Source organism: Pseudomonas sp. SWRI22 (genome assembly GCF_014268395.2).
Taxonomy (GTDB): Bacteria; Pseudomonadota; Gammaproteobacteria; order Pseudomonadales; family Pseudomonadaceae; genus Aquipseudomonas; species Aquipseudomonas paracarnis.
Genome location: NZ_JABWQK020000001.1, coordinates 2,134,168 through 2,147,250, shown reverse-complemented (window position 1 = coordinate 2,147,250; position 13,083 = coordinate 2,134,168). Strand labels below are relative to the sequence as shown.

The window sequence follows — 13,083 nt, the reverse complement described above, 5'->3', positions numbered from 1 at the left end:
TTGAACCCCCGTCACGCTCAATTATCAAATTGATCCCTGCTTATAAAATAGACCAGTGAGCGGCGGCGAACGTTACATGAGGAGAGTCCCATGCATATTTTGCTGACCGGCGGTACCGGCTTGATCGGCCGTCAACTCTGCAAGCACTGGCTCGCGCAAGGCCACCGCCTGACGGTGTGGAGCCGGCAACCGGAAACGGTCGCCCAGGTGTGCGGTGCGCAGGTACTCGGAGTGGCTCGCCTACAAGAGGTGATTGGCACGGTGGACGCGGTGGTCAACCTGGCAGGCGCGCCTATCGCGGACCGGCCTTGGACCCACAAGCGCAAGGCATTGCTGTGGAACAGTCGCATTCACCTCACCGAAACCTTGCTGGCCTGGATGGAAAGCCTGGAACAAAAACCGGCGGTGCTGATCTCCGGCTCTGCGGTGGGTTGGTACGGCGACGGCGGCGAGCGCGAACTGACCGAAGCCAGCGGCCCGGTGCTGGATGACTTCCCCAGCCAGTTGTGTATCGCCTGGGAGGAAACCGCCCAGCGTGCCGAAGCCTTGGACATTCGCGTGGTGCTGGTGCGTACGGGGTTGGTGCTGTCTGCCGAGGGCGGCTTTTTGTCGCGCCTGCTGCTGCCGTTCAAACTGGCGCTGGGCGGGCCGATTGGCAATGGACGGCAGTGGATGCCCTGGGTGCATATCGAGGATCAAATCGCCCTGATTGATTTTCTTCTGCACAAGCAAGACGCCAACGGTCCTTATAATGCCTGCGCGCCGCACCCGGTGCGCAACCGCGAATTTGCCAAGACCCTGGGCCAGGTGCTGCACCGCCCGGCGTTCATGCCGATGCCGGCATTTGCGTTGAAGGTTGGCCTGGGTGAGTTGTCCGGCTTGTTGCTGGGCGGGCAAAAGGCTTTGCCTGAACGGCTGCAGGCCGCAGGTTTCACTTTCCAGTTCACTGAGTTGCGTGCGGCTCTGGACGACTTGTCCAGCCGCCTCTAAAGATAGGATGTTGCATGACCGATCACGCGTTGTTACTGGTCAACCTGGGTTCGCCAAAGTCCACTTCAGTGGCCGATGTGCGCAGCTACCTCAATCAGTTCCTGATGGACCCTTATGTGATCGACTTGCCGTGGCCGGTGCGGCGCTTGCTGGTATCGCTGATCCTGATCAAGCGCCCCGAGCAATCGGCCCATGCCTATGCGTCGATCTGGTGGGATGAGGGTTCGCCGTTGGTGGTGCTGAGCCGCCGCCTGCAGCAGCAGATGACCGCGCAGTGGACCCAGGGCCCGGTGGAACTGGCGATGCGTTATGGCGAGCCGTCCCTGGAAACGGTCCTGACACGCCTGGCCGCCCAGGGTATTCAAAAAATCACACTGGCGCCGTTGTACCCGCAGTTTGCCGACAGCACCGTCACCACGGTGATAGAGGAAGCCAAGCGAGTGGTGCGCGACAAGCAACTGAATGTGCAGTTTTCGATCCTGCAACCGTTCTACGATCAGCCTGAGTACCTCGATGCGCTGGCGGCGAGTGTGCGCTCTTATGTGGAGCAGGATTACGATCACTTGCTGCTCAGTTTCCATGGCTTGCCTGAGCGTCATCTGACCAAGCTCGACCCCACAGGCCAGCACTGCTTCAAGGATGCCGACTGCTGCAAGAACGCATCCCCTGAAGTGCTGGCCACCTGTTACCGCGCGCAGTGCTTCAGCGTGGCGCGGGATGTGGCCGAGCGGCTGGGTTTGCCGGAGGGCAAATGGTCGGTGGCGTTCCAGTCCCGCCTGGGCCGGGCCAAATGGATCGAACCCTACACCGAGGCGCGCCTTGAGGCATTGGCCCAGCAAGGCGTGAAGAAGCTGCTGGTGATGTGCCCGGCGTTCGTCGCCGACTGTATTGAAACGTTGGAGGAAATTGGCGATCGCGGTCGCGAGCAATTTCGTGAAGCGGGGGGCGAGGAGTTGGTGTTGGTGCCTTGCTTGAATGACGAGCCGCAGTGGGCGGCAGCGCTTAATACCCTGTGCGAACGAGCGCCGGTTGCCTTGTAATCGAGCCCTGCGGTGATCCAATTGTGGGAGCTGGCTTGCCTGCGATGGCGGCCTAACCGCGACGCTTCCCTACTTGACGACCCCGCGGACCAATTGTGGGAGCGGGCTTGCTCGCGAAGGCGGCATGGCAGTCAACACAGTTGGATTGTGTACATATCCATTCCTGCGGTAACGGCTGCTTAGGGTTCCGCTTTTACAGCGGGTCACTTTGGAAAAGAGCCGGAATGCCGGCCCAGCCCAAAGTAACCAAAGGGCTCTTGCCCCACCACTCGGCACCTCGCCTAGGCTCGGTGTGCCCGAACACAGGCTTGAATCCGTGGGCCGCCGCCACGCGCCATCCATGGCGCGGGGCGGCTAACCCGGCGTCCTGCCGGGTTACCCACGAATTCAAGCCTGCGTTCGGCCAGCGTGGCTCAACGGGGCGCCTGAGATCAAGATCACATGCAGATCAAGATCAAGAGCGGCTCGCTTCGCATCGTGATTACCTATGGTCATCGCAGGCAAGCCACACATTTTGACTGTATCTACAGATCCAGGGTCAGGCTAACCGTGAAGTTGCGCGGCTCACCCGGGTTGACCCAATAGTTGCTGTAGGATCGCTCGTAGTACTTTTCATTGAACAGGTTGTTGAGGTTCAGCCCCACCGTCACGTTCTGCGTGGCCTTGTAATGGGCCAGCAAATCCACGGTGTGGTAGGCGGGCAGTTCGAAACCCGTGCCGGCTTCGCCTGAGCGGTCACCTACATAGGTGAACGCTGCGCCCAGGTCTGAGCCACGCAACGCGCCTTCCTGGAACTCATACACGCCCAACACACTGCCACTGCGCTTGGCCACGCCCAGAATGCGGCTGCCCGTGGGGATGGTTTTGTCGCCCTTGGTCACTTCAGCGTCGATGTAGGCCAAGGCGCCGATCACGCGGACTGCGTCGGTCACTTGCCCGGTTACTTGCAGGTCGAACCCCTGGCTGCGGGCCTTGCCCATGGCGCGGTTGAGGTTGGTCGCCGGGTCCAGGGTCAGCACGTTTTCCTTTTCGATATGAAAGGCCGCCAGGGTAGCGCTGAGGCGGTCGTCAAACAGCTCGCTCTTGACCCCCACCTCATAACCCACGCCTTCTTCGGGTTTGAAGGACTTGCCAGCGGCATCCAGGCCGCTATTGGGCTTGAACGACGTGGAGGCGTTGGCAAACACGCCGACTTCTGGCGTGAGCTGGTAGAGCAGGCCGGCGCGCTGAGTGAAGGCGTCGTGGGTTTGGCGGCTCTTGGCGTGGTTGCGGGTGAAGTCGTCGGTGCTTTGTTCGAAGTGTTCGAAGCGCGCACCGATCATACCGCGCAGGCGGTCGGTGAAGATGATCTGGTCTTGCAGGTTGAGTGCGTGGCTTTTGGTCTGTTCGAAGAAGTCGGTACCGGAGCGTTTGCCGTTGGGTTTGGGCTGGCCGTACACCGGCTTGTAGATGTCGATGGGATAGTCGCCTGCGATCGCCGTCACGCGCTCTTTCTTGCGGTAATCCTCGTACTCGGTACCGATCAACAGTTCATGTTGCCAACTGCCGATATCGAACACCCCGCGCAGTTCTAGCTGGGTGATGCTGTCATGCCAACCGGTGGAGCGTTCACGGTAGCGGCGATTGACGCTGTGGCCGTCTGCGTTCAACGCTCGGCTTTCCGAAGCATCGCCCCACAGGCTGCCTTGCTTGTAATGGCTGGCCAGGCGCAGTTTCCAGGCGTCGTTGAGGTGGTGTTCCAACGCCGCCTGAATGCGGTTGTTGTGGTTGCGGATATTGCCGTCGTTGGGCTCGCCGAGGAAGGTGGAATGGGACATGCCGGTATTGGCGACGATGCCTCGGTCGAAGGTGGAGCTGTGGCGCACGAACTCACTTTCCACCAGCAGGGTGGTGTCCGGGTCCAGTTGCCAACTGAAGGAGGGCGCGACAAACACACGCTTGGCGTCCACGTGATCGCGAAAGCTGTGGTTGTCTTCAACGGCCAGGTTCACTCGCGTCAGCACGCGCCCCTCGCTGTCCAGCGGCGTATTCACATCCAGCGCCGTGCGGTAGCGGTCCCAACTGCCTGCGCTGTTCTGCAGCGTGGTGAAGGCCTCGGGCTGTGGTTTCTTGGTGACGATATTCACCGTGCCGCCGGGATCGCCACGCCCATACAGGCTGGCGGCGGGGCCCTTGAGCACTTCAATGCGCTCGATATTCGCCGCGTCCGGGGTACTGGGGTAACCACGGTTGGCGCTGAAGCCATCCTGGTAGAACTCGGACGTGGTGAAGCCGCGCACGCTGTATTCGTAGAGGGTCAGGCCGCCGAAGTTGTTTTGCTTGGATACGCCGCCAGCGAATTCCAGGGCGCGCTCCACGCTGGTACTGCCCAGGTCTTTGAGTACCGTGGCAGGAATCACGCTGATCGATTGCGGGATGTCGCGCAAGGCCGTGTCGGTCTTGGTCGCACTGGCAGAGCGGGTGGCGCGGTAGCCGTCGACCGGGCCGGTGGCGGATTCATAGGCGTCAGAAGTGACGCTGATGGTGTCCAGTTCCAAGGTGTTTTCTTCGGCGTAGGCAGGGTCGAGCAGCAAACCCAGGGCCAGGCCGGCCAAGGGCACAAACTTTCGAGACGGCATGATAGAGCGTTCCAATAGCGATATTGAAACAATATAACATGCCTAATGAGAATGAATCGCTAAGAAATGTAGCCTTACCAGCGCCCGCGAACGGGCGCTAGGATCGCGACGGTTATTGCTCTTCTTTCAATGGTGCGGTCGCCGGTGGTGGGCGCAGGCCGATTTCCGCCGACAGTTTGATCTCCTTGCCGTTGCGCATCACCAGGATCGCCACCTTGTCGGTCGGCTTGATCCGCGCCACCTGGTTCATCGACTTGCGGCCATCACCCGCCGGGGCGCCGTCGATGCTGAGGATCACATCGCCCAGTTGCAGGCCGGCTTTCTGCGCCGGGCCGTCGCGGAAGATCCCCGCTACCACGATGCCTGGACGCCCGGTCAGGCCAAATGACTCGGCCAGTTCCTTGGTCAAGGGCTGTACCTCAATGCCCAGCCAGCCGCGAATCACCTGGCCGTGCTCGATGATCGACTTCATCACTTCCATCGCCAGCTTCACCGGGATCGCAAACCCAATGCCCTGTGAGCCGCCGGACTTGGAAAAAATCGCGGTGTTGATGCCCGTCAGGTTGCCATTGGCGTCCACCAGCGCACCGCCCGAGTTGCCGGGGTTGATCGCGGCGTCGGTCTGGATGAAATCTTCGTAGCTGTTAAGGCCCAACTGGTTACGCCCGGTGGCGCTGATGATGCCCATGGTCACCGTTTGCCCCACCCCGAACGGGTTGCCGATGGCCAGCGCCACATCGCCCACGCGCAAACCGTCGGAGCGGCCGAGGGTGATGGCCGGCAGGTTCTTCAGATCAATTTTGAGTACCGCAAGATCAGTTTCCGGGTCGCTGCCCACCACGCGGGCCAGGGTTTCGCGGCCGTCACGCAGGGCCACCACGATCTGGTCGGCGCCCGTGGTCACATGGTTGTTGGTGAGGATGTAGCCCTCGGGGCTCATGATCACGCCGGAGCCGAGGCTGGATTCCATGCGGCGCTGCTTGGGGCCGTTGTCACCGAAGTAGCGGCGAAATTGCGGGTCTTCAAACAACGGATGCGCGGGCTTGTTGATGACCTTGGTGGTGTACAGGTTGACCACCGCCGGAGCGGCGATGACCACGGCATCGGCATAGGTCACCGGCCCTTGCACCACTGTGTTGGTCTGCGGCGCCTGTTGCAGGTTCACATCCAGTGTGGGCAGGCCCACCCACTGGGGATAACGCTGGATAATCAGCATCGCGATCAGCACGCCAGCCAACAATGGCCATCCAAAAAAACGCAGTGCCTTGAGCATCAAGTAAGTCCTGACAGGTTGCAGGGGGCGGGAGAGCGCCCATAATGTCGCGCATTATACGAGGCTGTGACGCCTGCGAACGGGATATTTAGGAGTCTTTTATGGCCGTGCCCCTTACTACCCTCGTCGAGGAAGCCGACCGCTACCTCGGCAGCGCCAAAATTGCCGATTACTGCCCCAATGGCCTGCAGGTCGAGGGCCGGCCCCAAGTGATGCGCATCGTCAGCGGCGTGACCGCCAGCCAAGCCCTGCTGGACGCCGCCGTCGAAGCCAAGGCCGACCTGGTGCTGGTGCACCACGGTTACTTCTGGAAGGGCGAAAACCCGTGCATCACCGGCATGAAGCAGCGCCGTCTCAAAACCCTGCTCAAGCATGACATCAGCCTGCTGGCCTACCACTTGCCCCTGGACCTGCACGCTGATGTCGGCAACAACGTGCAACTGGCTCGCCACCTGGACATCACCGTCGAAGGCCCGCTGGACCCGGGCAACCCAAAAATCGTCGGGCTGGTCGGCTCCCTGGCCGAGCCCTTGTCACCTCGTGACTTCGCCCGTCGCGTGCAGGACGTGATGGGCCGCGAACCGCTGCTGATCGAAGGCAGCGAGATGATTCGCCGCGTCGGCTGGTGTACCGGTGGCGGCCAGGGCTACATCGACCAGGCGATTGCCGCGGGTGTCGATTTGTACCTGAGCGGTGAAGCGTCTGAACAGACCTTCCACAGCGCCCGGGAAAACGACATCAGCTTCATCGCCGCCGGCCATCACGCCACCGAACGCTACGGCGTGCAGGCCTTGGGCGACTACCTGGCGCGGCGCTTTGCCCTGGAGCATCTGTTCATCGACTGCCCCAATCCGATCTAAAGCACAGCATTGAACACTGTGGGAGCTGGCTTGCCTGCGATGGCATCACCTCGGTCAGCCTGAATGAGCGGGGCGCCTGTATCGCAGGCAAGCCAGCTCCCCCATTGACCGAGTTGAGCGCCAAACTCGGAGGCATATTCATATATCGTTTCGGTCTAGCTGGCGCCCTAAATAGAAGAAGTTGCTGTGCTAGCATGCCTCGCTCGAACACGGCCCGCTGGCCGTCCATAAGATCGTTTTTCCGTGAGTAACCATGGTCGACAAACTGACGCATCTGAAACAGCTGGAGGCGGAAAGCATCCACATCATCCGCGAGGTCGCCGCCGAGTTCGATAACCCGGTGATGCTCTACTCGATCGGTAAAGACTCCGCCGTGATGCTGCACCTGGCACGCAAGGCCTTCTTCCCGGGCAAACTGCCATTTCCGGTGATGCACGTCGACACTCGCTGGAAATTCCAGGAGATGTACAAGTTCCGCGACAAGATGGTCGAGGAGCTGGGCCTGGACCTGATTACCCACATCAACCCCGATGGCGTGGCGCAGAACATCAACCCTTTCACCCACGGCAGTGCCAAGCACACCGATATCATGAAGACCGAGGGCCTCAAGCAGGCGCTGGACAAGCATGGTTTCGACGCAGCATTCGGCGGTGCCCGTCGCGATGAAGAGAAATCCCGTGCCAAAGAGCGCGTGTATTCGTTCCGCGACAGCAAGCACCGTTGGGACCCGAAGAACCAACGCCCGGAGCTGTGGAACGTCTACAACGGCAACGTCAACAAGGGCGAGTCGATCCGCGTATTCCCGCTGTCCAACTGGACCGAGCTGGACATCTGGCAGTACATCTACCTGGAAGGCATCCCGATCGTGCCGCTGTACTTCGCCGCCGAGCGCGACGTGATCGAGAAGAACGGCACGTTGATCATGATCGACGACGATCGCATCCTCGAGCACCTGTCCGAGGAAGACAAAGCCCGCATCGTCAAAAAGAAAGTACGTTTCCGCACCCTTGGCTGCTACCCGTTGACGGGCGCGGTGGAGTCCGAAGCCGAGACGCTGACGGACATCATTCAGGAAATGCTCCTGACGCGAACTTCCGAGCGCCAGGGCCGTGTCATCGACCACGATGGTGCAGGCTCGATGGAAGATAAAAAACGTCAAGGCTATTTCTAAGGGGCTGTCATGTCGCATCAATCTGATTTGATCAGCGAGGACATCCTCGCCTACCTGGGCCAGCACGAGCGCAAAGAAATGTTGCGCTTCCTGACCTGCGGCAACGTCGACGACGGCAAGAGCACCCTGATCGGGCGCCTGCTGCACGACTCCAAGATGATCTACGAGGATCACCTGGAAGCCATTACCCGCGACTCGAAAAAGTCCGGCACCACCGGTGACGATATCGACCTGGCGTTGCTGGTCGATGGCCTGCAGGCCGAGCGTGAGCAGGGCATCACTATTGATGTTGCCTATCGCTATTTCTCCACCGCCAAGCGCAAATTCATCATCGCCGACACCCCCGGCCATGAGCAGTACACCCGCAACATGGCCACTGGTGCGTCCACCTGTGACCTGGCGATCATCCTGATCGACGCCCGCTACGGCGTGCAGACCCAGACCCGTCGCCACAGCTATATCGCCTCGTTGCTGGGTATCAAACACATCGTGGTGGCCATCAACAAGATGGACATCAACGGCTTTGACCAAAGCGTATTCGAGTCGATCAAGGCCGATTACCTGAAGTTCGCCGAAGGTATCGCATTCAAGCCGAGCACCCTGGCCTTTGTGCCGATGTCGGCGCTCAAGGGCGACAACGTGGTGAACAAGAGCGAGCGTTCGCCCTGGTACACCGGGCAGTCGCTGATGGAGATCTTGGAGACTGTCGAGATCGCCAATGATCGCAACTACACCGACCTGCGTTTCCCGGTGCAGTACGTCAATCGCCCGAACCTGAACTTCCGTGGGTTTGCCGGCACCCTGGCGAGTGGCATCGTGCACAAGGGCGACGAAGTGGTGGTATTGCCGTCGGGCAAGAGCAGCCGCGTCAAATCCATCGTCACCTTTGAAGGTGAGCTGGAACACGCAGGCCCAGGCCAGGCCGTGACCTTGACCATGGAAGACGAGATCGACATCTCCCGTGGCGACCTGTTGGTGCATGCCGACAACGTGCCGCAAGTGACCGACGCCTTCGACGCCATGCTGGTGTGGATGGCCGAAGAACCGATGCTGCCGGGCAAGAAATACGACATCAAACGCGCCACCAGCTACGTGCCGGGTTCCATCACCAGCATCGTGCACCGCGTGGACGTAAACACCCTGGCCGAAGGCCCGGCGAGTTCGCTGCAGCTCAACGAAATTGGCCGGGTCAAGGTCAGCCTGGACGCCGCCATCGCCCTGGACGGTTACGACAGCAACCGCACCACCGGCGCGTTCATCGTGATCGATCGTTTGACCAACGGCACGGTCGCCGCGGGCATGATCATCGCGCCACCGGTGGGTCATGGCGGCGCTGCGCAGCACGGCAGCCTGGCGCATGTCGCCACCGAAGAGCGCGCCCTGCGTTTCGGCCAGCAGCCGGCCACGGTGTTGTTCAGCGGCTTGTCGGGCGCTGGCAAGAGCACTCTGGCCTATGCGGTCGAGCGCAAGCTGTTCGACATGGGCCGTGCGGTGTTCGTGCTGGACGGCCAGAACCTGCGTCACGACCTGAACAAAGGGTTGCCGCAGGACCGTGCCGGGCGTACCGAGAACTGGCGTCGTGCGGCTCATGTGGCGCGTCAGTTCAACGAAGCCGGCCTGCTGACCCTGGCGGCTTTCGTTGCGCCGGATGCCGAAGGCCGTGAACAGGCCAAGGCGCTGATTGGTGCGGACCGACTGCTGACCGTCTACGTGCAGGCATCGCCGTTGGTGTGCGCCGAGCGTGACCCGCAAGGTTTGTACGCGGCCGGTGGGGATAACATCCCTGGCGAATCCTTCCCCTATGACGTGCCGTTGAATGCCGACCTTGTGATCGACACCCAGGCGTTGTCGCTGGAAGACAGCGTCAAGCAAGTGCTGGAGCTGTTGCGTCAGCGCGGCGCGATCTAAGCTTTATAACCGCACAAAAAAGCCCGCCACCGAGTGATCGGTGGCGGGCTTTTTACATATTCTCAAATGTGGACTCGATCACTGTGGGAGCTGGCTTGCCTGCGATGGCGGACTGTCAGTTTATTTATCCTTAGCTGATCCACCGCTATCGCAGGCAAGCCAGCTCCCACATTAACTTGCTTCCACATGTGATCAGCGGCTGGCCGGAAAGTCTTTGTGAAGCTGCTCCAGCAATGCATCTTTGTCTTGCCACAACTGGTTGATCCAGCCCTGGAACGCTAACCGATATTCCCCATCCTGCTCATAATTCTTGCCGATGAACTCGGCCGGGATCTGCACCTCTTCAAAGTGCACCACCACGTCCTTCACGTTGCCGCACAGCAAGTCCCAATAACCTGGGCGCCCGCCGGGGTAGTGGATGGTCACATTGATCAGTGATTTGAGCTGCTCGCCCATGGCATCCAGCACAAACGCAATGCCGCCCGCCTTGGGTTTAAGCAGGTAGCGAAACGGTGACTGCTGCTGCGCATGCTTGCTCGGCGTAAAGCGTGTGCCTTCAGCAAAGTTGAAAATCCCCACGGGGTTGTCGCGAAACTTCGCACAGGTCTTGCGCGTGGTTTCCAGGTCTTTGCCTTTCTTCTCCGGGTGCTTCTCCAAATATGCCTTGCTGTAGCGCTTCATGAAGGGAAAGCCCAGTGCCCACCACGCCAGGCCAATCACCGGGACCCAGATCAGCTCTTGCTTGAGGAAGAACTTCAGGGGGCGAATGCGCCGATTGAGCACGTACTGCAACACCATGATGTCGACCCAGCTCTGATGGTTGCTGGTCACCAGGTACGAGTGCTGGTAGTCCAGGCCCTCAAGGCCAGTCAGGTGCCAGCGCGTACGGCGCACCAGGTTCATCCAACCCTTGTTGTTGGTGACCCAGGCTTCGTGGGTGTGGTTCATCAGCCATTCGCTCAAGCGCTTGGCGAATGGCAGCGCCTTGAACAGCGCCACGATGAACAGGAACGAACACAGCAGGATCGTGTTCAGCGCCAGCAACAGCGAAGCGATCACCCCGCGCACGGCGGCAGGTAGAAAATCCAGCATTTAGATATCCATGGGTCGGTTGGCGGCTTGGATCGCCGTCAGGGCGATGGTGTACACGATGTCGTCCACCTGGGCGCCACGTGGCAGGTCATTGACCGGTTTGCGCAGGCCCTGAAGCATCGGCCCCAGGCTCACGCAATCGGCGCTGCGTTGTACGGCTTTGTGGGTGGTGTTTCCGGTGTTCAGGTCCGGGAATACAAAGACGGTGGCCTTGCCCGCCACCTGGCTGTTGGGCGCCAGTTGTCGGGCGACGTTTTCGTTGGCGGCGGCGTCGTATTGCAACGGGCCGTCGATCAGCAACGAACTTTGTTGTTCGTGGGCGAGCAGGGTGGCTTCGCGGACTTTTTCCACCTCCTCGCCGCTGGCCGAGTCACCGCTGGAGTAGCTGATCATCGCCACCCGTGGCGTGATGCCGAACGCCGCCGCCGAGTCGGCGCTTTGCAGGGCGATTTCCGCCAGTTCCGCAGCGCTTGGGTGCGGGTTCATCACGCAGTCGCCGTACACCAGCACCTGCTCGGGGAACAGCATGAAGAACACCGACGACACCAGGGTGCAGCCCGGCGCGGTCTTGATCAGCTGCAGCGCCGGGCGAATGGTGTTGGCGGTGGAGTGAATCACGCCGGAGACCAGGCCATCCACTTCGTCGAGGGCGAGCATCATGGTGGCGATCACCACGGTGTCTTCCAGTTGCTGCTCGGCCATGGGCGCGTTGAGGCTTTTGCTCTTGCGCAAGGCGACCATTGGCTCCACGTAGCGTTGGCGAATCAGGTCGGGGTCGAGAATCTCCAGGCCTTCGGGCAGGTCGATACCTTGGGCGCGGGCGACTGCCTCCACATCCGCAGGCTTGGCCAACAGCACGCAACGGGCAATGCCGCGGGCCTGGCAGATCGCGGCGGCCTGTACGGTCAGCGGCTCGCTACCTTCGGGCAACACGATGCGTTTGTTGGCGGCCTGGGCGCGTTGGATCAACTGGTAACGGAACACTGCCGGCGACAGGCGCATCTCCCTTGGCGTGCCGCAGCGCTGGTGCAGCCAGCGCGCATCGAGGTGGCTGGCGACGAAGTCGGTGATGATTTCCGCACGCTCGCGGTCATCGATAGGGATTTCCTTGTTGAGGCTATTGAGCTGGTTGGCGGTGTCATAGGAGCCGGTGCTCACCGACAACACCGGCAACCCGGCCTGGAAGGCGCCTCGGCACAGATCCATGATGCGTGGGTCGGGCAGGGTGTCGCTGGTCAGCAGCAGCCCGGCCAGCGGCACGCCATTGATGGCGGCCAGGCTGACGGCGAGGATGATGTCATCGCGATCTCCCGGGGTTACCACCAACACACCGGGTTTGAGCAGCTCGACAGTGTTACGCATGGTGCGCGCGCAAATGATGATCTTGGTCATGCGCCGGCTTTCGTAGTCGCCGGCGTTGAGGATCTGCGCGCCCATCAGGTCGGCCACGTCGCGGGTGCGCGGGGCATTCAGCTCGGGTTGGTAGGGGATGCAGCCGAGCAGCCGGAAATCACCGCTGCGCAACAGCGGCGAATGCTCTTTGAGGCGCGCCGAGAAGGCTTCCATGCTTTCGTCGGTGCGTACCTTGTTGAGAATTACGCCCAGCACTTTCGGGTCTTTGGGGCCGCCAAACAGTTGGGCCTGCAATTCCACACGGCCGGAAAGCTCGGTGAGCACTTCATTTTCCGGCGCCGAGACCAGGATCACTTCCGCGTCCAGGCTCTTGGCCAGGTGCAGGTTGACCCGTGCCGCGTAGCTGGCGCTGCGGGTCGGCACCATCCCTTCGACGATCAGCACGTCTTTGCCTACGGCTGCCTGTTGGTAAAGGGTGATGATCTCTTCGAGCAACTCATCGAGCTGGCCGTCGCCGAGCATGCGCTCTACGTGAGCCAGGCCCAGGGGCTGCGGCGGTTTCAGGCCGTGGGTGCGCGCCACCAGCTCGGTAGAGCGTTCCGGCCCGGTATCGCCAGGGTGTGGCTGGGCAATGGGTTTGAAAAAGCCGACTTTAAGGCCGGCCCTTTCCAGTGTGCGCACCAGCCCAAGGCTGATGGAGGTCAGACCCACACCAAAATCGGTGGGCGCGATAAAAAAAGTCTGCATGCGAATTCTCTGGAGGTGCATGGCTTGGGTG

General features: G+C 61.0%; 9 protein-coding genes. 5 read left to right on the top strand and 4 right to left on the bottom strand.

Annotated features, from left to right (window positions below; genetic code table 11):
- The first annotated feature begins 90 nt into the window (after window positions 1–90).
- Together HU730_RS09490 and hemH are read left to right on the top strand one after the other, a co-directional pair.
- The gene (locus HU730_RS09490) at window positions 91–990 is read left to right on the top strand and encodes a TIGR01777 family oxidoreductase (RefSeq protein WP_186526969.1); all 900 of its coding nucleotides are present in this window, start codon (window positions 91–93) and stop codon (window positions 988–990) included.
- Window positions 991–1,004: 14 nt separating this feature from the next.
- The gene (hemH, locus tag HU730_RS09485; protein ID WP_034128066.1) at window positions 1,005–2,030 is read left to right on the top strand and encodes a ferrochelatase; all 1,026 of its coding nucleotides are present in this window, start codon (window positions 1,005–1,007) and stop codon (window positions 2,028–2,030) included.
- A 524-nt stretch (window positions 2,031–2,554) separates the two neighbouring features.
- Here the strand turns inward: hemH and HU730_RS09480 are convergent.
- Together HU730_RS09480 and algW are read right to left on the bottom strand one after the other, a co-directional pair.
- Window positions 2,555–4,648 (bottom strand): TonB-dependent siderophore receptor, encoded by a 2,094-nt coding sequence (locus HU730_RS09480; protein ID WP_186526968.1) that lies wholly within the window; start codon window positions 4,646–4,648, stop codon window positions 2,555–2,557.
- 112 nt (window positions 4,649–4,760) lie between these two features.
- Entirely contained in the window at window positions 4,761–5,921 is a 1,161-nt protein-coding gene (algW, locus tag HU730_RS09475; protein ID WP_054896877.1) for a Do family serine endopeptidase AlgW, read from the bottom strand.
- Between the two features lie 101 nt (window positions 5,922–6,022).
- Here algW and HU730_RS09470 point away from each other — a divergent pair, with 101 nt between their 5' ends.
- From HU730_RS09470 to cysN, 3 genes are all read left to right on the top strand, one after another.
- Window positions 6,023–6,781, top strand: coding sequence for a Nif3-like dinuclear metal center hexameric protein (locus HU730_RS09470; protein ID WP_020302961.1), 759 nt, complete (start codon window positions 6,023–6,025; stop codon window positions 6,779–6,781).
- A gap of 253 nt (window positions 6,782–7,034) precedes the next feature.
- Window positions 7,035–7,952, top strand: a complete 918-nt coding sequence (gene cysD / locus HU730_RS09465; RefSeq protein WP_054896879.1) for a sulfate adenylyltransferase subunit CysD — start codon at window positions 7,035–7,037, stop codon at window positions 7,950–7,952.
- Window positions 7,953–7,961: 9 nt separating this feature from the next.
- Window positions 7,962–9,860: a sulfate adenylyltransferase subunit CysN gene (gene cysN / locus HU730_RS09460; protein WP_003188392.1), complete on the top strand. Its 1,899-nt coding sequence runs from the start codon at window positions 7,962–7,964 to the stop codon at window positions 9,858–9,860.
- A 192-nt stretch (window positions 9,861–10,052) separates the two neighbouring features.
- Here the strand turns inward: cysN and HU730_RS09455 are convergent, their stop codons facing one another.
- Both HU730_RS09455 and pta read right to left on the bottom strand, forming a co-directional pair.
- Window positions 10,053–10,952, bottom strand: coding sequence for an acyltransferase (locus HU730_RS09455; protein ID WP_034128062.1), 900 nt, complete (start codon window positions 10,950–10,952; stop codon window positions 10,053–10,055).
- A complete protein-coding gene (gene pta / locus HU730_RS09450) occupies window positions 10,953–13,052 on the bottom strand; it encodes a phosphate acetyltransferase (RefSeq protein WP_003188396.1) in 2,100 nt (699 codons plus the stop codon).
- Window positions 13,053–13,083: the final 31 nt, after the last annotated feature.